Here is a 22,507-nt window from a genome sequence, read left to right on the forward strand (position 1 = left end):
TCAAAAAGTAATGCGGCTTTCGGCAATTCGGAAATTATTAAAAATTTAGTTTTTCAAAATTATAAAATATAAAATTTAATTAAGTCTTGCACAAATCTAAAATCTAAAATCGTCAAAGCCTCCAGAACCGCAGTTCTAGAGGCTTGATTGTATTTTTTATTAGTTGGCTGCGATGGTAAGACTAGACTTTTGCTAAAGGCTTAGTCCAAACGCCGTTTTCATCTTCTTCGTACTGCTGGTGAATGGCGTTCCAAGCCGTGTGTTCGGCTTGTATCGAGTCGTTGCTTTCATCAAATGCGGCGTTGTAGGATTCCATAAAGGTTTTTTGAGCAGCTTCCGACAGGTGCGATCGCACTTCTGGAGATAAGTCTGCCTGACTATTGCAGCGACCTTTGACGGCGCGCGGCAGCGTCATTTCGCTAATAGCTATCTCTTCGCCACCTGCACTTTCTAGCAAGAGTTGAAATTCGCCCGATTTATCTGCGGGAACTTCTGCCATCACGAGAAATTCGCCTGCTTCAACGCGGGTTTGATAGATAGTTGCTTTGTCTTCGGGCATTCCCAAAGCGACCAAAGCGGAAACTAAACCCGCACCCGCCGAACCTGCGATCGCCCCGCTAGCTGCACCCAACAGTACCGCACCCAGCGGGCCCGCCGATACTACTGCACCGACAAAGGGAATAAACAGCACGCCGACGCCTGTTAGCAAACCCAAAAAAGAACCGAATAAGGAACCAAAAATCGCCCCGCTTCGGAGACCGCCTAATATCACATCTTTTTTAGTAATAAAGCCGGCAATTTTAGTTTTAGATTGAAAGTTTTTTCCCATTACTGAGATGTGGTCGCGGGAAACTCCGCGATCTAGCAACCGCCGAATTACGCCGTCTAATTGTTCTTCTTCCTTAAATACGGCTGAAACTGTGCGTTCGGCTAAGTATTCCTCGGTCATTGTTCCTCCTTGATCGTTTCTCGATTAGTTATGCTGGTTTTTAGTATAGGAGGACGCTGTAGGGCGATCGCATCAACCGCGAGAGAGAGGTCGATGCGATCGGATATAGTTTGAGGCTCTATCAAAAGAGTTAAAGTTTTTTTTAAGTGCGATTGCTCATTTATTATTCGAGATAGTTATTAAGATAATATATTTTTTTAATCTGGCTATCTTATTCTATTTTAAAGACTTGAGTTTTATCGTAACTTCCGATAGCAAGCGCTTTCCATCAGCTTTTTTTGCTGCTAGATTTGCCTCAATTTTGTCTGGCTTCGCCTAATATTAGGCTAGTAGACCATAAATTTGCGAACGAGTCAAATGCGGTTTTTAATTAATGATTTTTTCTGGAGTCAGCCCAGCATTAAAATCAATAGCAATATTTTTTACGGTAATTCGGGTTGTGGCAATGGGGGGCGCCAGTCGCAAGTTCCTGGCGTGCGGACAATTAGCCTTCCAATATCAATGCCAGTTGTCATATTTACCTCAATTGAGTTAACTTTATCCTATAGTAACGCAGCTTCATTTCTACCCGATCGCACTTTCGCAACATTAACCAATGCCATTAGCACCCCTGTTTCCTGTCGTTCATCCCATCCTCAAATCTGCTTTTCCCAGATGTCTGTGGACGGGAGATATCAACAGCCGAGAAATTGCTCTCACATTTGACGACGGGCCGCACCGTCAGCACACACCTCAACTTTTAAAAGTTTTAGATAAATACGACATCAAAGCTAGTTTTTTCTGGCTAGGTTTTTGCGTGGATCGGCATCCAGAAACGGCTAAAGAAGTGTACGATCGCGGACACTGGATCGGTCTCCACGGCTATCAGCATATATCGTTTCCAAAACTAAAAACCCACGAACTCAAACAAAGTTTAGAAGACACGCAGAAAGCAATTGCCAAAGCTTGCGATTTAGACCCAAAATTAATCCTGGACGTGAGGCCACCCAATGGCATTTTTACGCCGCGAACATTAGAGTTATTGCAACAGTGGGAATATCGCCCCGTAATGTGGAGTGTCGTCCCGGAAGATTGGGTGCGGCCGGGGGTGAGGAAAGTTATTAGTCGCATCGTGCAGCAAACTGAAAACGGATCAATTATTGTACTCCACGACGGCTATTGCGGCGGCGAAGATGTTGCAGCTTCTGCTGATAAAATAATTCCATTGCTTTTGTATAAAGGTTACAAATTTGTGACAGTCGATCGACTGTGGGAACAGGCTAACATTCAAATAACAGGAAATTAAATCCATGAAAAAAAGACAGTTTATTGCATCTCTTTGTTTGGTAAGTGCCGGATGGGCGATCGAGCTTTCTCCTGCTTCCCTAAGTGCTGAAACTCCACTTCTAGTGCAGCAGCCAGCCCCTGGCGTATCTGCACCTGCCGCTAACTCCAAAACCCCACAAGTGGAACTGCTAAATCCGGGAGTGGAACCACGACAGGAACTGCGTTTAAAACCAGCTATTGATGTCAAAGAAACAACTGTGATGACCGTAAAAATGGATATGGAAATATCCGCATCCGGTCGGTCTTCGCCTGGGGCTAAAATTCCAGTATCGATGATGACTTTCGAGACAAAAGTCACTAAAATCGCTCCCAACGGCGATATTCACTACGAGTTTGCTTATACTAACTCAGATATCGCTGGCGATACTGGAAATATGCCGCCAGCCGTCCGAGATGCCATGCGTTCCGCACTCAAAAGTATGGTGGGAGTGAAAGGCTCTTTCATCATGGACAATCGCGGTTTTCATAAAGGAGGCGACATTATTTTGCCCGAAGGAGCTGACAACAACCTCAAACAAATGGTTCGACAAATGTCTAAATCTCTAGAACAACTAGCCTCGCCGCTGCCTGCCGAAGCAGTCGGAAAAGGAGCCAAATGGCGCGTTTCTTCTTCCTCTGATTTCAGTGGCATGAATGTGAATGAAATTGCTACCTATGAATTGGATAGCTGGCAAGATGGGGTTGTGTCTCTGAATGTAAGTATAGAGCAGCAAGCCAACCCCCAAAATCTTACCTCTCCCCAACTGCCTGCTGGAACTACCCTAACCCTAAAATCTTTTAGTTCTCAGGGTCGGGGAGCAGCCACAATGCGCTTGGATAGATTAAATCCTTTTCGCTCTACTGTGTCTATTAGTTCAAATAGCGAAATGAGTGGTAAAAATGCTGGCAGTTCTGAAGAATTAACAATCACAACAAAAATGGCGATGGAGATGACTTTAGAGTCGAAGTAAGCTTTATTATAGGAACTCGAAAAATTAGGGACACGGCAGTGCCGTGTCCTTGGTCGTCGGTAAATTTTTAATAAATGGTATTAAATCTGGTTAATATAGCTGATATTATATAAACAAAGTTTTCCAAAGTTTTGAACAACAATTTGTAAGTAGAGGAGTCTGTTCTATGATTCGATCGCACAGACGGCAAGCTATTATCGGTTTAGTGGTAGCCCTAGTGATAATCATCGGGAATTTAATGTTTCCGGGTCTGAATGTAACGCCGGCATTTGCTCAAGCTAAATTTAAGGATGTTAACAACCATTGGGCCCAAGCTTGTATTGAGGAGTTAGCAGAGAAAAAAATTATCAGTGGCTACTACGAAGACGGCAGTTTTCGCCCGAATCGCCCCGTCAGCCGCGCTGAGTTTGCGGCGATGGTTCGCATGGCTTTTCCCGATGCCAAAACCGTCCGCGCTCCGATCGACTTTGCAGATATTCCTACAAATTACTGGGGTTTTAAAGCAATTCGAGAAGCTTATCAGACGGGTTTTATGTCTGGATACAGTGGCAGTATCTTTAACCCGACTTTGAATATTACCCGCTGGCAGGCTTTGGTAGCTTTAACCAGCGGCTTGAAATATACACCTACGGGCTCGGCGGCTGAGATTTTGGATGCGACTTTTGAGGATGCGCCGCAAATTCCCGAACTAGCCAGAAGTGCGATCGCCGCCGCCACAGAAAAACAACTGGTGGTGAATTATCCGGCTGTTAAACAGCTAGAACCTACTCGGAATGCTACTCGCGCCGAAGTCGCAAGTTTTTTCTGTCAGGCGATCGCCAAACCCGGCCAAACTGCCTTAGTTCCTACCCAATATATCGCCCAAGTTCCCCCGAATATTGGCCCGCCGAGAACAACAGAAACCTCGGAATCGGGGAAAGTTCGGGCGGAAGTTTCTTTCCTAAAAGAAGCAGAAAATGCTAAAAATCTCCGCATCAGAATTATCCGCGACGGTAAAACTTTATTAGAAGAACCAGTGCTAATTCCGACTCGTTCTCTAGTAGATAATCCAGACAAAAAAACCAGCGAAGAAATATCAGAAGGACGTTTTTTATCGCTGCGAATCCGTGATTTAGACGGGGACAAGGAACCGGAAGTGCTGGCAGATTTAGTCTCAACCAAAAGCGGTGTCCGCTGCTGCAATTATTCGTTTATTTACCGCTACGATTCGGGCGCTAACAAATACACTCATATCAAGCATTTCTGGGGCAATGTGAGTTACGAAATTGTCGATTTGGGCAAAAATGATATCCCCGAGTTTAAAAGTCAGGACGGCAGATTTTCCGAGGCTTTTACAAATTACGCTGATTCTCGCTTTCCGCTGCAAATTTGGCAGTACCGCCCAGGTAAAATGCAAGATGTTAGCAAACAGTATCCGGTAGAAGTATACACGAATTCTGCTGAGCTTTGGCTAGAATCTAACAAGCGTCTGAGTGAAAATGCGGAGGTGAAAGGGGTGTTGGCGGCCTTCATGGCGAACAAGTATGTCATGGGCCAGGAGGCGGAAGGTTGGCAGTTATTGGAGAGGGTTTATCAAGGACGCGATCGCACTCAATTCTTTGGGAAGTTGCGGGAGTTTTTGGTGAACACGGGTTATGCCAGTAAGTAGACTTCGAGGTTTTTAACCGCAGATGAACCCGGAGAAACGCTGATAATATCTGTAGGGGCGGGTTTTACCCGAAATATTTGCTAGGACTAAAAGCATCGTAAACCCGCCCTTTCGCGAGGAATAAGAAAAAAATGGCTGTTTATCAAGTTCGGTTGGTGAATGAGGCTCTCGCGCTCGATCGCACGATCGCAGTACCAGACGACCAGTATATCTTAGATATGGCAGAAGATGCCGGCATCCGCTTGCCGAATGGATGCAAGCAAGGAGAGTGTTCTGCTTGCGTTGTCAAACTGCTGAGCGGTGAAATCGACCAAAGCGAACAAAAGTTTTTGAAGCCGTCAGAATTGCAAGCTGGCTACGCTGTTACTTGTGTGGCTTACCCGCTTTCTGACTGCACTTTGTTAACTCATCAAGAACAAGTTTTATATCAAGCCGCTCTTTATTTTAAGTAATAAGAAATCATTTTTTTACCATCTTTTCTTCTAGCCTCGCTGGGCGCGGAATTTGTTTGTAGAAAAGCGAATTATATTCGCCGATCTAATCGTTATCAAAGCAGATTTGCTATGGTGTAACGTGCGTGACTTTCTAGCATCTCGCTGTTAATTGAGGAACTAAAAAGCCACGCACCCTAACGAGTATAGATAAACCCGTCCTTATTAATTCAGCAATTGTAGAATCCGCTGAAGCGGAATCTCCGCGAAATCTAAGCGGTAATTGAGTTCGTAGGCTAGCTCGGCAACCGCTTTTTCCAAAATGTAAGCATCCAGCAAAACTTGTAGTTCCGGTATAGATTTGGGCAAGAAACTTGCATCCGCTGCAGTCGCCAAATAACTCTTGACAAAAGTTAGGCTGACCCAGCGGTGCCAAACGTTCGCCCACTGCTGCATCTCCGGGAGATTTTCAGGGCGAATCATGCCGCTTTCTACTTCATTGCGGAGTGCCAAAGTCACAGCGTAACTTATAGATTGCAGCATTCCTGCAACATCTCGCAGGGGCGACCTCTTCATCCGCCGCTCGCTTAAGGGTCGATCGCGTTCTCCTCCGAAATCAATAATTACGAAGTCTTTACCTGTATAAAGAACTTGCCCGAAATGAAAGTCTCCGTGACAGCGAATTCTATCGGCGGTGATTCTCAAATTCAAAATAGACTTGAAACGTTCCATGAGCAAATCTTCGCGGTTGAGGAGCTTTTGCGCCGATTTTTGTATGTCTGGCGGCAGTTTGGACAGCCGTTTTTTCAGATCCAGCAAAGTTCTTCCCGCCAGATTTCTCATGTGTTGATAGATGGAACGCTGGTAAAAGGAGGTGAAGCTTTCTGGGGCAAAAGCGGGATTTTCTGCGTCAGACGCTAAAGCGAGGTGAAGTTCGGCTGTCCGTTGACCTAAAAGCTCGGCTGATGCTAAGTAAGAGCCGATGAGTTCGCGAGCCAATGGCGGAATTTCTAGGGATAAATCCGCTACTAGCGAGTTTGGCTGTCGCTGGGTTTGTCCGGTCAAAGCGTTCGGCAAATAATTTTCCGGGGCAGTAGATAAATTCTCGCCAGAATGCTTTGCTTCTACTGTCATTACTTGCTCGAAATAGTCGCGCAGTGTGTCTAATGTATAAGACCAAGCATCTACACTGTCGGGGATTAATTTTTGTAGGATTCCGACTGTAAGGACTTGTTTTGCTGGTGTGTGATATTCCAATGCTCCGGCAATTGGAGCATAGTGTTGGATCGAGTTTCGCTCTGTTAAAAAGCGTCCGATTTCTAATTCGGGGTTGATTCCTTCCTCGATTTTTCGCAATATTTTCAGGACGAAGCGGTCGCCGTAACCTGCGGATGTATTGCTTTGTTCTTTTTTGAACACGTGAGGGTCGAGCTGCGATAAATCTTCTTCTGATTTGAATGCACTGTCGGCAATTCCTAGCAGTTGACCTGCAACACCTCTGTAACTGCGAGAATTGCCGATCGCCCCCAGCAGCGCGCTCAGAAAACCTTTCTCCCCAGCAGCATCAAATAGTACCCCGATTTCCTTTTTGGTTTCTGGGAAGTGCAGGCGCGCGATCGCCCGATCGTCCAAATCGCCTTTCATCTCTTCCCACCCTAAAGGCAAAACGTAAGTTTCCGGCATACCTTCAGTATAATTCAACTGCAAAAACAGAATGTAAACTTGAGATTGCTCCCCCGCACTATCTTTACATTCAATCGTTACAATCTCACTTATTTCTAATGATTGAATTGTCCTATCAGAACCGCTGAACCAGCGATTACGCCGCAAGTATCCCGGCAAAAGATTAAGCAGCATATCGCTTAACTGACTTGTAGCAAAAGCAGTTTTCCAATTACCTATGACCGCCAAACTAGGCAAGTCTGTAGGATGACCGTGCGACGAAAAATCTTCGTGTTTAGCAGTAAGAGTAAACCAGTAAAACGTGTGAGGACTCAAACTCAAAAAATAAGGCGAATCGCCAACAGCAGGAAACTCCGTGCGGCCGAAAATCTCCACCGGAACAGCACCTTTAAATGGCGCCAGGTCTAATTCTGCTGTCTGGACGAAGCGTGACAAATTAGCAACTACGAGGATGTGTTCGTCTTGATAAGTGCGTACAAAAGCTAAAACTTTGCGGTTTTCCGGGTACAGAAACTCGCAAGTTCCGCGGCCGAATGCTTGGAAGCGCTGCCGAATTGCAATCAGGCGTTTCATCCACCACCACAGAGAACTCGGATTCGCCCGCTGCGCGTCCACGTTAACAGATTCGTAGTGATATTCAGGGTCAACAATTGGCGGTGCGTACAGGCGCTGCGGGTTCGCGCGACTAAAACCGGCATTGCGATCGCCACTCCACTGCATCGGAGTTCTCACGCCGTTGCGATCGCCCAAATAGATATTGTCTCCCATGCCAATTTCATCGCCGTAGTAAAGCACCGGCGTACCCGGAAGAGACAGCAGCAAAGCATTCATCAACTCAATGCGGCGGCGGTTATTTCCCATCAAAGGAGCCAAGCGGCGGCGGATGCCCAAATTAATTCTCGCCTGAGTGTCTTGAGCGTAAACCCGATACATATAATCTCGGTCTTCATCACTCACCATTTCCAGCGTCAATTCATCGTGATTCCGCAAAAACAATGCCCACTGACAATTATTGGGAATATGCGGAGTTTGCTGGAGAATGTCGCTAATTGGGAAGCTATCTTCCATATGCAAAGCCATAAATAAACGCGGCATCAGCGGAAAATGAAAGTTCATGTGACATTCATCCCCAGCAGCGTAATATTCAACCGCATCCTCCGGCCACTGATTCGCCTCAGCCAGCAGCATCCGGTTCGGGAATTTCTCATCTACGTGCTGCCGCAATTGCTTCAGGAATAGGTGAGTTTCGGGCAGGTTTTCGCAGTTAGTACCTTCGCGCTCGTACAGGTAAGGCACCGCATCCATTCGCAGTCCGTCTACTCCCAGTGCCAACCAGAAATCTACTACATCTAAAATGGCTTGGCGGACGGCGGGATTGTCGTAATTCAAATCGGGTTGGTGGGAATAAAAACGGTGCCAGTAATAAGCTTTTGCTACCGCATCCCAAGCCCAATTAGATGTTTCAAAATCTTGGAAAATAATCCGAGCATCTTGATATTTTTCCGGCGTGTCACTCCACACATAAAAATCTCTTTCGTTACTGCCTTTCGGGGCGCGTCGCGCTCGCTGAAACCAAGCGTGCTGGTCGGAAGTGTGGTTAACAATTAACTCAATAATGACCCTAATTCCCCGTTGGTGCGCTGCTTCTAAAAGGTCTTTAAAGTCCTCTAATGTGCCGTAAATCGGGTTGACCGTAGTATAGTGAGATGTATCGTAGCCGTCGTCTCGGAGCGGCGACGGAAAAAATGGCAGTACCCAAATTGCTGTTACTCCCAAGTTTTGCAGGTAATCCAGTTTTTCTGTCAGTCCTCTAAAGTCGCCGATCCCGTCTGCATTGCTGTCTGCAAAAGCCCGAACTGGTACTTCGTAAATAATCGCGTCTTTGAACCACAAGGGGTCGTCATTTAACATTGAGTTGGGCATGATTTGTAGCGATGATTGGTAATTAGTAATTTGTACTTAAAATTTGGTAATTGGGATTTGTTAGTTCCCATCCAAACCGATAAATCATAACTCATAATTTGACCGCAATTCCTCATGCCAGCGGCAGACTTTTAATCGTAATTTATTAACGCAAAACTTATAATTTCTTAACTATAAAATCTCAAAAATCTGTTTTGCTATTTCGGATACAGTTCACAATCCGGGTACTGTGCTAGCTACCGATGCGCGGTGCCCACCCTACCAAAGCGTGTCAACTTAAGCCTGAAACCCCTCTGTATCTCTCGCTGCTAGCCCAGTCTAGATCCTCCTAAATCCCCCTTGATAAGGGGGGCTTTGAGAACACTCTTGTTCCCCCCTTATTAAGGAGGGGTTAGGGGGGATCGAGCCCTTGTTGACACTAAGCGCACCCTACAGACTCAGGATTAGGTGCGGTATTTACTACCTGCCGGACGGTTGCCACGACAATACAGTACCTTGACGTTTATTACTAATTTTCGTTACATTAGTTTACATAAAGCAACAAAAGTTAAGGAAAAAGCAAATATGGCTATTGTAATCGCTCTTTTAATCGTCGGTTGGGTCGCGGCCTCAGTAATTGGCACTCAAGCATATTTCCTCGGGGAACAGTCAAAGCCCATCCACGAGCGGAATTGGAACGATGAATCTTTTGAAAAATTGGCTGTAGCAATCACAGCAACAGAGATGGATTACAGCGTTCGCGTTCCCGCCTACAGCATGGATGCCTATGGCAGCCGCACCATGTCTAATTCTTGATATCAAGTAACAGGTTTCACCATTTTCAATAACAGGCATCTTCCCTGTTTCTAATTTTCAATAACAGGCAGGATGCCTGTTCCACAAGAAAATTGATCGTTTGTGGAACAGGCATCTTCCCTGTTTCTAATTTTTAATAACAGGCAGGATGCCTGTTCCACAAGAAAATTGATCGTTTGTGGAACAGGCATCTTGCCTGTTCCAAACTATTCGGCAACTACAAACTATTACCTACTAGCGCCGGACGAGACTCTTTTTTGCGAAATTGCAAAGAGTTATTTTCGCAGTCGATCGCAATTGTATCTCCCTCGACAAACGCATTTTCCAGAATCTTGTTAGCCAGCGGGTTTTCCAACTCCCGCTGGATAGCGCGTTTCAAGGGACGAGCGCCATAAACCGGGTCGTAACCAACATCTGTGATATGATTTTTAGCCGCATCGGACAGTTCCAAAGTGATTTTTTGCTCGGCCAACAAACGCTCGATCCGCTTGACTTGAATGCTGACAATTTGCCGCAGTTCGACCTTGCTCAAAGTGTGGAATAAAATTATCTCGTCCACCCGATTGAGAAATTCGGGCCGGAAGTGCGATCGCAGCGCTGTCATCACCCGTTTTAACATCTGTTCGTACTCTTGGTCTGTCTCCCGGTCTTGAGTCAATAAATTTTCATTTTCACTCTTGTTTTCAGTCTTGTTTTCACTCTTAGTTACAGTATCAACATCAACTCGCTGGGCCGACACCTCAACAGTGCCGTCGGCAGCCACTTTATAATCTGTCTTTTGACTTGACAAATCTTTCGTTTCCTGCTTCCGACTCGCAGGTTTTTTGACGGTTTTTTCCTTCTTAGTAAACACGTCTAAAATGTGGTCGCTGCCGATATTGCTAGTCATCACAATTACGGTATTTCTAAAGTCAACCACTCGACCTTGAGAATCGGTAATTCTGCCGTCATCCAACACTTGCAGCAAAATGTTAAATACGTCGGGGTGCGCTTTTTCCACTTCGTCAAACAGCACTACCGAATAAGGATGTCTCCGCACTGCTTCGGAAAGTTGTCCCCCTTCATCGTAACCGACATATCCGGGAGGAGCTCCTACCAACCGGGAAACGCTGTGCTTCTCCATGTATTCCGACATATCGATGCGGACGATCGCATCATCGCTGTCAAACAAAAACTCAGCCAACGCCCGCGCTAACTCAGTTTTTCCGACGCCTGTGGGGCCCATAAACAAGAAAGAGCCGATCGGTCTCCCCGGATCTTTCATACCCGCCCTAGCGCGCCGAATTGCCGCCGCCACGGCTGTTACAGCTTCCTCTTGACCGATAACTTTTTGGTGCAAGTGTTTTTCCAATTGCAGCAATTTTTGGCGTTCGGATTCTAACAACCGGTTAACCGGAATGCCCGTCCATTTAGCGACAATTTCCGCAATATCGCCCTCAGTAACTTTTTCGCGCAGCAGGGAAGAACCTTGAGCTTGCTGTTTCAAAAGTTCCGCTTCTTTGGCTTCGCGATCGCGCACCGCCGTTTCCAACTTGCCGTACTTTAACTGGGCGGCTTTATTCAAATCGTAAGCCCTTTCTGCCTGTTCAATTTGCACTCGCAGTTGGTCTTCTTCTGCTTTCAATTTATTGATTGCATCCAACAACTGCTTTTCGCCCAACCACTGAGAGGACAATTTTTCCTGCTTAACTTTTAAAATGTCAATCTCAGATGTGATGCGTTCGACGCGGAAGCCGAGCCCAGGGGCTAGAGCACCTTTGCCTTCCCCTTCGATCGACAATTTTTCCATTTCCAACTGCATCACCCGGCGGTCAATGCCTTCCAATTCCACAGGTTTAGAGGTAATCTCCATTTTCAAGTGGGCGGCCGCTTCATCTACAAGGTCGATCGCCTTGTCCGGCAAAAAGCGATCGGAAATATAGCGAAAAGACAGAGTTGCAGCAGCTACCAGGGCCGAATCAGTAATTTTTACCCCGTGGTGACGTTCGTAACGGTCTTTCAATCCGCGCAAAATCGAAACAGTATCTTCAACGCTGGGTTCGCCGACAAATACTTGTTGAAAGCGGCGTTCCAAGGCAGGATCTTTTTCAATATTCTTACGGAATTCGTCGAGAGTTGTAGCGCCGATGCAGCGCAATTCGCCTCTCGCCAACATGGGTTTTAACAAATTTCCCGCATCCATTCCCGAACCCGAACTGCCACCGCCACCAGTGCCGACAACCGTGTGCAATTCGTCAATAAATAGGACAATTTGACCGTCGGAATCGATGACTTCCCGCAGGACAGATCGCAATCGTTCTTCAAATTCGCCCCGGAATTTTGCCCCAGCAATTAAACTGCCCATGTCGAGGCTAAATAGCTGGCGATTTTTCAAAGATTCCGGTACGTCACCGTTGACAATTCGTTGGGCTAAACCTTCGGCGATCGCAGTTTTTCCGACTCCGGGATCGCCAATTAACACTGGATTGTTTTTTTGGCGGCGGGAAAGAACTTGTACCACGCGGCGGATTTCCTCGTCGCGGCCGATTACTGGGTCGAGTTTGCCGGCTTTGGCGGCTTCTGTCAAATCGCGGCCGTACTTGCTGAGGGCGTCGGAGTTAGCTTCGCCATCTTGATCTTGGGCTTTAGCGCTGCTGCGGCTGCCTTTCCCGGTTTCGGAATTTTTTTCTTGGGCTTTAGCAGTGGCGCGGAAAGATTTGATGGCTTCTTCGAGTTTTGGTCGATCGAGTGTACCGGCTGGGGGTTTGCGATCGTAACCGGGGCGACCCGGCGGGCCGTCGCCTTTGGTCAGCAACCTGCGCCCGACTCGTTCGTCTTCTACTAAACCAATTAATAAATGTTCAACGGCGATAAAATTATCTTGCCAAGTCGCCCTGGTGGCCTCGGCAACATCTAACATCACTTCTAAGCCGCGACCGAGGTATAGTTGGTCAGCGTTGGCAACTCTGGGCTGTCGTTTGGCAAAAGCATCTAACTGCTGGGCCAAGCGGGGGGCATCGACTCCAGCTTTGCTGAGAATGCTGTTGGCCTGGCCTTGCTGTTCGAGAAGGGCGATGGCTAAATGTTCAACCTCTAGCTGCTGATTGGCAAAGCGGCGGGCTACATCCTGGGATTTGACAATGGCTTCCCAGGCTTGATCTGTAAATTTGCTAGGGTCTGTTGGCTGCACGTTGGTTCCTCGCAATCAAGGGGATTCCTGTTGTTATCCGTTAATACATCGTCTCACAACCATCATAATCTTTAAACAGGATTATGAATTTATGAGTGCGGTTAACTAAGGCGGAACTTGTGACCTAATTGACCTGTTGCAAAAGCTTACACTCCGCAATCCACCCCGAAATTTGGTGCGTTCAGACCCACTCTGGCAATTCCCTTGGGGATAGGTTCGCTGGCTGTACTTATAAAAATATTGCCAGAAACAAGATTTTTTAGCGATTGAGATTTATGCTATTTCCCACTTACCAATTTTTAGTATTTTTCCTAATTATTTTTAGCCTGATCGTCTCGGTGAAACCCCAAGTCGATTTGTATAAAATTGTCTTGTTAGTTTCGAGTTTATTATTTTATTCCTTTTGGAGCTTTGACTTTCTATTGCTCCTTATTTTCTCTACAGTCTACAATTATATCATTCTCCGGGTTCTCTGCAAGAGTAAGTATAAAAAATTTGCTTTAATCTCCGGTCTAATTTTCAACATTGGCTATCTCGGCATCTTTAAATATTGCAACTTCTTTGTAACTTCCTTATTTGAGGTACTGAATCAGCTACAAATTCCAGCCAACTTTCCAGTTTTGCAAATAATCGCCCCCGTCGGCGTGTCTTTCTACACTTTTAGAATGATTTCTCATTTAATCGACTGCTACCAGCAAAAAATCCCTTGTCCGAAATTTGTAGACTATGCCGCCTACATTACCTATTTTCCGCAAATTGCCTCCGGGCCAATCTCGCGAGCTCGCGAATTTTACTTGCAGCTAAATTCACAGGAAAAATACGACTATAAAATTGAAGAAGTTATAGTTTTGATTTTGTCTGGACTCTTCAAAAAATATACTTTAGCCAGCTTTTTGTTTAACTTCACTGACTTGCCATTCAAAGTCCCCCAGCAGTACAGCAGCATCGATTTAATCCTCGCGGCAATTTCCTATTCCTGTTTAATTTACGTAGATTTCAGTGGCTACTCGGATTTAGCCAACGGCATCTCCTGTTTGCTGGGTTTCAAACCCATTGCCAACTTTAATATGCCATACCGATCGCTCAGTCTGCAAGAATTTTGGAAACGGTGGCACATCAGTCTTTCCGAGTGGCTGAGGGATTACGTTTACTTTCCCTTTGGCGGCAACAAATACGGCAAGTTGAGGAAGTACGTAAATTTACTGATGACAATGGCGATCGGCGGATTGTGGCACGGCGCCGGTTTAAACTTTATTTTCTGGGGAGCAATTCACGGTTTAGGATTAATTGTCAACCATTTATGTAAAGATATCCCCCAAGCTATCCACTTTAAATTAGACTATGCTTTTCCCAGATTTGCTAAATTTTGCAGTTGGTTGCTAACATTTACTTTTGTTACTTGTAGTTGGGTATTTTTCGGCACTCCCAACTGGGAAACGGCGGTGAGTTTTTTTCAAGGAATTGTCAATCCTGCTGTAGCCACTTTTCAATTTAACTTTTGGCAATTGTATTTAGTAATTGCAGTCATTGGCGCTATCAACTTGTGGGGCGATCGCATCTCCGAACTATTGCAAACCGTATTGTCATTAAAAAACATTTTTTTTCGGGTTGTCTTAGTTTCGCTGCTCGTGTATACTATCTTGATGTTGGGGCCAAGTACCATGCCGCCTTTTATTTACTTTAATTTCTAAGAAATATGAAAGACCGGGAAATTTTGCTGATTGTTACTTCTGTAATTCTCACTTTAATATTTTCAAACTTATCATTATTTCTAAAAAGCTTTGCTTCAACTCCTTTCGCCAGTCCAGAAATCAAAGAAGCAGCGCGCCAGATCGAAATAGACGGTTTCAGAAAATCAGAACAAGATTTTTGGAGCAAAATTAAAGATATTAACTTCGATAGCCTCCCCAAAGAATCAGAACTTCCTCCTGTCAAAACCGAAACAAAAACGGCCGTTCACCCCCCAAAGCCTGCTACTGCTAAAAAAACAACTCCAGCTAAACCCAAACTGACCATACCTTATCGCAAATTTTTATTTATTGGAGATTCCGTAATGTTCGACTTAGGAATTCAACTCCAGTACACTCTTAAGAAAAAATACAATATCGTCGATACCAAAATAGACTATAAGGTCTCGACTGGATTAAATCGGATAGATTATTATGATTGGTATGCCAGAACTCGCCAAATTCTTAATACTTACCAGCCGGATGTAGTGATAGTTTTGTTCGGAGCAAATGACCGTCAAAATATTATTGATTCTCAAGGAAAAGGCCGCGCTGTCCTAACCAAGGAATGGCAAAAAGCTTATCAAGAAAGAGTTGAAAGATATGCCAAGTTACTGGATTCGTCATCCGTCAGAAAAGTGTATTGGGTCGGTCAATCAATCCCTAACAAATCTTTGTATTTAAAAGCTTTTCCCATCATGAACGATATTTATAAAAATGCCAGCAAATCTTCATCCAAAATCGAATTTATTTCTACTTGGGAGACATTTGCCCAAGCAGGAAAATTTGTTCCAGTAGTTGCTAATAAATCGGGTAAGCGAGGCTATGTAAAAAATAATGACGGCTTGCACTTTACCTCCCACGGAGCTCAAATTATCAGCGACTTAATCGTTGATCAAATGGTCAGCGACAAAATATTAAAAGCCCCAACCAAAAAATAACTATATGAGGTGGGGTTTCGTTGCCCAACCTATACTTTGGACATTTGACCAATTATTGCTAAATAATATATTTATTTCGGGGTTCATATTGGCTTTTATTAACTAGCTTTATAGGGAAAATCTAGGCTTGAGTTATAATAAAATTCCTCGTGAAACCGGGTTTCAAATTCCCTATGCGTCCAGGACGAATATTGACAAAAAGCAGCAGTAGATGTAAAATTGAAATGAGCATCAAACAACAGCGTCAAGATATAGTAATTGTCATCGCGACAAATTATGACGAGCAATGTGTGGAAACTCGATCGCACTAACATCCCTGAGTCAAGGGGGTGCAGCGGCACAGCACTCATCTTCCTTCTCACTAAATATACTCAACCTTGGCAAAGAATAAACCTAGTTGAAAAATTCCTGCAACAGTGCGGCATCGAGCCTTTTGCTGAAGTTTTGGGCGTACCCAACAGCGGAATATTCAGAGAAAATATACCGCAAGCCGTCAGAAAACCGCATCCGAATTTGCTGTTTCGGGCTTTGGCAATTCAGGCATTGGGGAAGGTGCGAGAGGGGCTGATATCAAGTGAGAGAGAAGCTAGAGCAAGTGATTTTAGCAAAAATCTGCTGGCGGCGTTAGAACAGGAAGCGCGAGGGGGAGCGACTCCTTTAATTCGGTGGTCTGCGGCTGTTAGTATTAAGTCAATTTGGTTGGATGAAGCAGGGCAATGGGAAGGCAAGGAAGGTGCTGTCAATGCCACAATCAATGCAGAGGAAATTGAGCGACGGGTTGTAGAAGAGCAAATTCAACTATTAGCAAGCAACAAAATTGCTTTAGGTGACAGCAGCAGACATGACAGCCACAAGGAATATGAGAATTGTCTCGATTTTTGGGTGTACGGCCCTAGCTGGCTGCTGCCCAGTCTGCCAATGGATTGCGAAGAATATCTGTTTTGGATCGATCGAGTATTTGTTGCGATCGCACTTACGGGCCCGTACAAATTGAATGTCGAAAACGATGCAGCGGTAACAAACTTTTTGGAAGTTGCAGAAAATAATTTTAATGACTGGGAATTCTCTAAAATAATTGCCAAAATTTTTGAGTTCCTGTACCACCCGGAAGCGAAAGTAAAAAATCTAGCTACAATTATTTTAGAACCTTACAAAGATAAGCTAGACCGAAAATCGGCGCAGATTATGACAGCGCTTGTATATAAATTTAATGTAAAATATCAGCCCTTAGAATGTCTGACTCTTCCCGAAATAGAAGAGTACAAAGCGTCACTGTATTTCGGTCAAATGGAAATTGACGACTTGTATGGTGAGGCTTTGTCGCTGTGTGGCGATCGGGATGTCGAACTCGCAAGTTTATTGTCAGCTAAACAAAGGGAATCCCAAAATACTCTAGAGGAGCATATCAACAATCTCAGCAAGTTAGTTAAGTCAATCATAAATTGCCAGAGCTTGTTAGATGCTAATAGGGAACTTTTGTATTTGACTGTAGATCGGCTGGAAAAATGGGATTATACTCTAGACAATAAACTGGCGGCGCACCGCAAACAAATCCAAAACCTGAGCTTGGATAAAAGTACATCCGAGCAGTGCATAAACCTGGACAATGAACTCAATTATATCAGAGATGCTTTGCAGTATACTTTGTATGAAATCACCTCAAATATTAACAGCCAAATTAGAGAGTTAGAACTTTCTGCGTCCAAAAATAGCAAGACTGCAACAGATATGTTTAAGTGGACGTGGCTATTATTCAGGGTGGGGTTTTCAGTAGGGCTGTTTTTGTATTTATCGGATTTAGTGATTAAGTGGATATTCGCGGTCAGCTACACAAGCGAATTTTTAGTTTATTGGACTATTTTATTTAGTGTGATAGTAGTATTTTTGTTAGTATTATCTGTATTTTTTTCTGGGATCGCTGCTTTAGACCAGCGCCGAGAATCTAAATTACTTCCAAAATTTGATAGCTTAAGCCAAATAGGGAGCAGTTTTTCTATATTGTGGCAAAAAATTTATTTGCAGCAGTTTGTCCCGTCGGTGCGATCGAATTAAAAGTTTCAGTTGACAGTTGTGGGTACGACTGTTGACAGTTTTGGGTATGAATGTTGTCTAAACGAAAATGGAAGGGGGAAGATAGTTTTTCCTTCCCCTTCCCCCTCTTAAGAAAGTTAAGATGCGGTTGTTGCTGCTACTTTCTGGGTGTTGCTACCTTGATTTTCCAGTTGAATTAATTCAACTTTATATCCATCTGGATCTTGCACAAAAGCGATGACAGTTGAACCGTGCTTCATCGGGCCGGGTTCCCGAATAACTTTACCGCTGCGGGCTTTAATTTCTTCGCAAGTACCGTAAATGTCGTCAACGCCGATCGCAATATGACCGTAAGCATCCCCTAAATTGTACTGTTCGACGCCCCAGTTGTATGTTAATTCCAAAACTGTAGTGTCTGATTCGTCGCCGTAGCCAACAAAAGCCAGAGTAAATTTACCGTCGGGATACTCTTTTTGTCGCAGCAATTTCATCCCCAGAACCTCGGTGTAAAATTTGAGGGACTCTTCCAGGTTGCCGACTCGGAGCATCGTGTGTAGTAGTTGCATTTAGCTCACTCCAAATTTTTTAAGCTTCCTCAATTTTAGCGATATCTTGCTGGAAAAAACCGCGTCGGCAAAGTTTACCTGGTGTTAGCTTGCTTTTTACTGAACAAAAACCACCACAACTCTAAACCCATTAATGTCAATCCGCCTGCTGTTACGCCAATTTTTACACCTAGTGGCTGTTCAATGCTGTGGAATTGATTCGTTGAAGTAGAATGCTGGACGGACTGTTCGGAAGCTTGAACTCCCGATGCCATTCCCATCACAAGTCCTAAACTCGCGAGACTTCCCCAAATTTGACGATGGTGTAACATTTTTCTAATTCCTCCTAATTTAGGCAAGAGATTTTGGTTTAAAATTCCGCAATCGCAAAGCATTAGTAAGTACGGAAACTGAACTAAAAGCCATTGCTGCGCCGGCGATAATTGGATTTAGCAGCCAGCCAAAAATGGGGTACAAAATTCCCGCCGCGATCGGTATTCCAGCGATGTTGTAAATAAACGCAAAAAACAGATTTTCGCGGATGTTCCGCATGGTGGCGCGGGAAAGTTTAATTGCTGTAACTATGCCTTGCAAATCTCCTGAAATTAAGGTAATGTCGCTGGCTGCGATCGCCACATCTGTGCCGGTGCCGATCGCAATTCCCACGTCTGCTAAGGCCAAAGCCGGTGCATCATTAATCCCGTCTCCCACCATCGCGACAATTTTTCCTCGCCGTTGCAGGGCTTGGATTTGAGCTGCTTTTTGGTCGGGTCTAACTTCAGCAAAAACACGAGTAATGCCCACGGATTGGGCGATCGACTCCGCAGTAGCGCGATTATCCCCCGTCAGCATCGCCACCTCCAAACCCAGTTTTTGAAGCGCTTTCACCGCCTGCGCTGACGAGGGTTTGAGGGCATCCGCAATGCCCAGAATTGCCTCTATTTTGCCCTCTATCGCCATCCAAACCACCGTTTTGCTCGCAGCTTCCAAAGCTCTCGCGCGCAATTCCAGATATTCAGTATCGCAGCCTAGTTCCTGCATCCACCTCAGCGTTCCCAGGGCGATCGACTTTCCGGCTACAACTCCGCGAACACCACTTCCCGCGATCGCCTCAAAATCCTTAACATCCGTCAAATTCACCTCTTGAGATTGAGCGTATCTCACAACAGCTTCCCCCAAAGGATGCTCCGAATTTCGCTCGACAGACGCAGCTAATTGCAGCAACTTTAACTCATTGCTATTCTCGGTTCCTTTAATTGTCACAAAATCAGTTACAGTCGGCTTGCCTTCTGTGAGAGTTCCCGTTTTATCTAACACGATAATTTGGATTTGGTGAGCCAATTCTAAACTCTCCGCTCCTTTAATTAAAATCCCGTTTTCTGCACCTTTACCAGTTCCCACCATCACAGCAGTCGGAGTCGCTAAACCCAAAGCGCAGGGACAAGCAATAATCAAGACTCCCACCATTGTCACGGTCGCTAGAGTGAAGTTTCCCGTCGTGTTAAACCAGATAATAAAAGTAGCTAAAGCGAGGGAAATTACTACAGGAACAAACCAACCAGTCACTTGGTCTGCTAACTTTTGAATTGGTGCTTTTGAACCCTGTGCGTCCTGCACCATCTTGACAATTTGAGCTAAAAATGTATCTTTGCCAACTCTTGTCGCCCGAAACTTGAAGCTGCCAGTTTTGTTAATTGTGGCTCCGATAACTTCGTCGCCAAGCTGCTTTTTGACAGGCAAACTTTCTCCCGTAACCATTGCTTCGTCTACCGTCGAAGCACCCTCAATAACATCTCCATCTACGGGGATTTGCTCTCCCGGCCGCACCTGCACGATGTCGCCAATTTCCACTTGGGCGATCGGCACTTCCAACTCTTCCCCGTTGCGAACTATCCGAGCAGTTTTTGCTTGCAAACCCATGAGTTTCCGAATGGCTTCGGAAGTCTCTCCCTTCGCCCGATTTTCTAGGGTTTTCCCCAACAGAATTAAGGCGATAACGCTGGCTGCTACTTCATAGTAAACGCTAGGAGTCAAACCTTGGGCTGTCAAGAAACCGGGAAAAAATGTCACAAATACAGAATAAAAGTAAGCAGCACTCGTTCCCAAGGCAATCAAGGTATCCATTGTCGCCACCCGCCGTTTGAAGGATTTCCAAGCTCCTACATAAAACGATTTGCCGCACCAAAATTGTACGGGGGATGTCAGGACTAATTGCAGCCAAAAATTGTGCAGCCATGGGGGAATAAATGGCAGATGCAAGCCGGTCATCGCTGGAATAGCGCCCACAAATAGCAGGGTGCTTATGATACCTGCTGTCCAGAGCTTCCGCTGCAAGGTTTGAGATTCAGATTTGCGAGCGGCTTGTTCGGAATCATCCTCTGTCGCGGCCATTTCTTGAAGCGGCAAAGCTTGGTATCCCGCATCATCAACAGCAGATTGAATTGTTTCTAAGTTGGTTTGCTTGGAGTCGTATTGGATGGTTGCTCGTTCCATCCCAAAATTGACATGACACTCAAGTACGCCGGGAACAGATTGAATTGCTTGTTCGATAGATGAAGCACAAGAAGCACAACTCATGCCCCGCAATTTAAGTGTGAGATTGTCCATAGATGCCCTCCTAACTTATAAAGTTACCTTCTGTCTTCAAATGACCTCGCCTAAAAACGGATAACGTGCGACGTACTCCTGTCGTGGAGAATCAAAAATTTTAGACTCTTGTTAAATCTCCCAGATTCAAAGCTGCAAGTAAATCTAAAATCTAAAATCTAAAATAGACTTGTTGGATAGCCCGCCGATGCGATCGCTTTCCTAACTTCACTTTCTGACTTAGCGGTTTGAATCGTGACCAATTTTGTCTTGAGATCGGCCTCAACCTTTGAGGCTGAGTCAATGGTTTGGACTGCTTTTGCGATCGTAGTCGCACAAGCAGAACAAGCCATCTTAGGAACTTTTAGCTGTAAAGTCATAATTTCAACCTCAGCAGAAACTACTCTGCTCAATCAATGAATTAACTCCATTGTAAAGTCTCCAGTACACAGGAGAGTCAAGGGGAATTGCAAAATAAATCAGGAATTATAAAAAAAGTGGTTTGACACCCTACCCATAGGGGTAAGGCGCGGACTGTGTACCCTACATAATTAGATTCAAGTGAGTTCTGTAAATCTTAAATTTGAGTGCGATCGACGGCACAGAAATAATTCTTTACAAGTTTGCCACAAAAATTTCATCCTAATTTCATTTATATATGAAAAACTGAAAATAAATAGCCGTTTTAAGGATATAAGCTCTATGAAACCAATTTCATTAAAAACAGGCTTTGCAGCGCTGACGCTGACCGCCACAGCCGCTTTTACCAGTGGATTGCTTGCAGCTTGTTCAAATGCCCCTTCCAGTGAAACTCCCGCCCCAAATGTTACGGCTGCAACTGAAGCAAACAACAAGCAAGACGTGGTACAAGGCGGTGGCATGGGTGGCATGAATCATGGCATGAATCACGATATGTCAATGGATTTAGGCCCTGCTGATGCCGACTACGATTTGCGATTTATTGATGGCATGACAGTACACCATCAAGGTGCTGTAAACATGGCTCAAGATGTGCTTAAACAATCCAAACGCCCGGAAATGAAAAAACTTGCGACTGATATAATTGCTGCTCAAAACCGTGAAATAAATCAAATGAAAGAGTGGCGAAAAACTTGGTATCCCAAAGCCAGCAGTACGCCGATGGCTTATCACGGTCCCATGGGTCACATGATGGCAATGACTCCCGAACAAATGCAAAGCATGATGATGAGCATGGATTTAGGGGCCGCTGACGACAAATTTGACTTGCGATTTATTAATGCGATGATTCCTCACCACGAAGGAGCTTTAGTGATGGCCCAAGATGCTTTGAAGAAGTCAAAACGCCCGGAAATGAAGAAATTAGCTCAAGAAATTTTGACTTCGCAAAAACAAGAAATTCAGCAAATGAAACAGTGGCGCCAAGCTTGGTATAAACAGTAATTTAGCTACCGTAAACAAAACATGACACAAATCCACAACATGAGTGACATGAATCACGTTAGGTCAAATGTTCAGGAAATACTTGCTTCACAAAAGCAAGTAATTGAGCAAATGAAAAAGTGGCGACAACCTTGGTAGACAAAGTAATGTAGCTCGACTGTGGCTGTCAGAATTTGTCTGACTCCACCTCAGTTTCCTGAGAGTACCTACACATACTGTAGATAATTGAACAGTCCTACGTCTAAAGTAGTAGAAACTTAGGTAAGAATACTGTAGACAATGGAGCAAATCTACCTCTAAAGTAGCAGGGTAAGCTCATCTAATTTGGTATAAATTGTACTTGACAAAAAAAACAAAATACACAGGGATCCCCCTCGTCAT

17 protein-coding genes are annotated in these 22,507 nt (G+C 44.8%); 9 read left to right on the forward strand and 8 right to left on the reverse strand.

Annotation, left to right across the window (positions count from 1 at the left end; translation table 11 throughout):
- Positions 1–181: 181 nt before the first annotated feature.
- Together QUA03_RS19240 and QUA03_RS19245 are read right to left on the reverse strand one after the other, a co-directional pair.
- Complete coding sequence (locus QUA03_RS19240) at positions 182–949, reverse strand: ChaB family protein (protein WP_333214027.1); 768 nt, start codon at positions 947–949, stop codon at positions 182–184.
- Positions 946–1,074: a hypothetical protein gene (locus QUA03_RS19245; RefSeq protein WP_333214029.1), complete on the reverse strand. Its 129-nt coding sequence runs from the start codon at positions 1,072–1,074 to the stop codon at positions 946–948. The genes QUA03_RS19240 and QUA03_RS19245 overlap by 4 nt, the downstream gene beginning before the upstream one ends.
- A 470-nt stretch (positions 1,075–1,544) precedes the next feature.
- Between QUA03_RS19245 and QUA03_RS19250 the strand changes: the two genes are divergently transcribed.
- The 4 genes from QUA03_RS19250 (at position 1,545) to QUA03_RS19265 (ending at position 5,325) form a co-directional block, all read left to right on the forward strand.
- Positions 1,545–2,234 carry a polysaccharide deacetylase family protein gene (locus tag QUA03_RS19250; RefSeq protein WP_333214031.1) on the forward strand — a complete coding sequence of 230 codons (690 nt, stop codon included), beginning with the start codon at positions 1,545–1,547 and terminating at the stop codon, positions 2,232–2,234.
- 4 nt (positions 2,235–2,238) lie between these two features.
- The gene (locus tag QUA03_RS19255; protein WP_333214033.1) at positions 2,239–3,225 is read left to right on the forward strand and encodes a DUF6263 family protein; all 987 of its coding nucleotides are present in this window, start codon (positions 2,239–2,241) and stop codon (positions 3,223–3,225) included.
- Positions 3,226–3,391: 166 nt separating this feature from the next.
- Positions 3,392–4,873 (forward strand): S-layer homology domain-containing protein, encoded by a 1,482-nt coding sequence (locus QUA03_RS19260; RefSeq protein ID WP_333214035.1) that lies wholly within the window; start codon positions 3,392–3,394, stop codon positions 4,871–4,873.
- A 131-nt stretch (positions 4,874–5,004) separates the two neighbouring features.
- Positions 5,005–5,325: a 2Fe-2S iron-sulfur cluster-binding protein gene (locus QUA03_RS19265; RefSeq protein ID WP_333046751.1), complete on the forward strand. Its 321-nt coding sequence runs from the start codon at positions 5,005–5,007 to the stop codon at positions 5,323–5,325.
- A gap of 204 nt (positions 5,326–5,529) precedes the next feature.
- Here QUA03_RS19265 and treS read toward each other — a convergent pair whose 3' ends face one another.
- On the reverse strand, positions 5,530–8,910 hold the full coding sequence (gene treS / locus QUA03_RS19270; protein ID WP_333214037.1) for a maltose alpha-D-glucosyltransferase: 3,381 nt from the start codon (positions 8,908–8,910) through the stop codon (positions 5,530–5,532).
- Positions 8,911–9,474: 564 nt separating this feature from the next.
- Between treS and QUA03_RS19275 the strand changes: the two genes are divergently transcribed.
- Positions 9,475–9,705, forward strand: a complete 231-nt coding sequence (locus QUA03_RS19275; RefSeq protein WP_333214038.1) for a photosystem II protein, Psb35-related — start codon at positions 9,475–9,477, stop codon at positions 9,703–9,705.
- 217 nt (positions 9,706–9,922) lie between these two features.
- Here QUA03_RS19275 and QUA03_RS19280 read toward each other — a convergent pair whose 3' ends face one another.
- A complete protein-coding gene (locus QUA03_RS19280; RefSeq protein ID WP_333214040.1) occupies positions 9,923–12,874 on the reverse strand; it encodes an AAA family ATPase in 2,952 nt (983 codons plus the stop codon).
- A 275-nt stretch (positions 12,875–13,149) separates the two neighbouring features.
- Here QUA03_RS19280 and QUA03_RS19285 point away from each other — a divergent pair, with 275 nt between their 5' ends.
- The 3 genes from QUA03_RS19285 (at position 13,150) to QUA03_RS19295 (ending at position 17,594) form a co-directional block, all read left to right on the forward strand.
- A complete protein-coding gene (locus QUA03_RS19285) occupies positions 13,150–14,565 on the forward strand; it encodes an MBOAT family O-acyltransferase (protein WP_333214041.1) in 1,416 nt (471 codons plus the stop codon).
- Positions 14,566–14,570: 5 nt separating this feature from the next.
- Complete coding sequence (locus QUA03_RS19290) at positions 14,571–15,542, forward strand: DUF459 domain-containing protein (protein WP_333214044.1); 972 nt, start codon at positions 14,571–14,573, stop codon at positions 15,540–15,542.
- Between the two features lie 276 nt (positions 15,543–15,818).
- On the forward strand, positions 15,819–17,594 hold the full coding sequence (locus tag QUA03_RS19295; RefSeq protein ID WP_333214046.1) for a hypothetical protein: 1,776 nt from the start codon (positions 15,819–15,821) through the stop codon (positions 17,592–17,594).
- Between the two features lie 116 nt (positions 17,595–17,710).
- Here QUA03_RS19295 and gloA read toward each other — a convergent pair whose 3' ends face one another.
- The 4 genes from gloA to QUA03_RS19315 all read right to left on the reverse strand — a co-directional run bounded on the left by gloA (position 17,711) and on the right by QUA03_RS19315 (position 21,084).
- The gene (gene gloA / locus QUA03_RS19300) at positions 17,711–18,139 is read right to left on the reverse strand and encodes a lactoylglutathione lyase (protein WP_333214048.1); all 429 of its coding nucleotides are present in this window, start codon (positions 18,137–18,139) and stop codon (positions 17,711–17,713) included.
- 74 nt (positions 18,140–18,213) lie between these two features.
- A complete protein-coding gene (locus QUA03_RS19305; protein WP_333214051.1) occupies positions 18,214–18,450 on the reverse strand; it encodes a hypothetical protein in 237 nt (78 codons plus the stop codon).
- Positions 18,451–18,469: 19 nt separating this feature from the next.
- A complete protein-coding gene (locus tag QUA03_RS19310; protein ID WP_333214053.1) occupies positions 18,470–20,725 on the reverse strand; it encodes a heavy metal translocating P-type ATPase in 2,256 nt (751 codons plus the stop codon).
- A 158-nt stretch (positions 20,726–20,883) separates the two neighbouring features.
- Positions 20,884–21,084 (reverse strand): heavy-metal-associated domain-containing protein, encoded by a 201-nt coding sequence (locus tag QUA03_RS19315; RefSeq protein WP_333214055.1) that lies wholly within the window; start codon positions 21,082–21,084, stop codon positions 20,884–20,886.
- A 322-nt stretch (positions 21,085–21,406) separates the two neighbouring features.
- On the opposite strand from QUA03_RS19315, the gene QUA03_RS19320 reads away from it, so the two are divergent.
- The gene (locus QUA03_RS19320) at positions 21,407–22,126 is read left to right on the forward strand and encodes a DUF305 domain-containing protein (protein ID WP_333214057.1); all 720 of its coding nucleotides are present in this window, start codon (positions 21,407–21,409) and stop codon (positions 22,124–22,126) included.
- Positions 22,127–22,507: the final 381 nt, after the last annotated feature.

The organism is Microcoleus sp. S36b_A4, from assembly GCF_036700645.1.
Lineage (GTDB): Bacteria > Cyanobacteriota > Cyanobacteriia > Cyanobacteriales > Microcoleaceae > Microcoleus.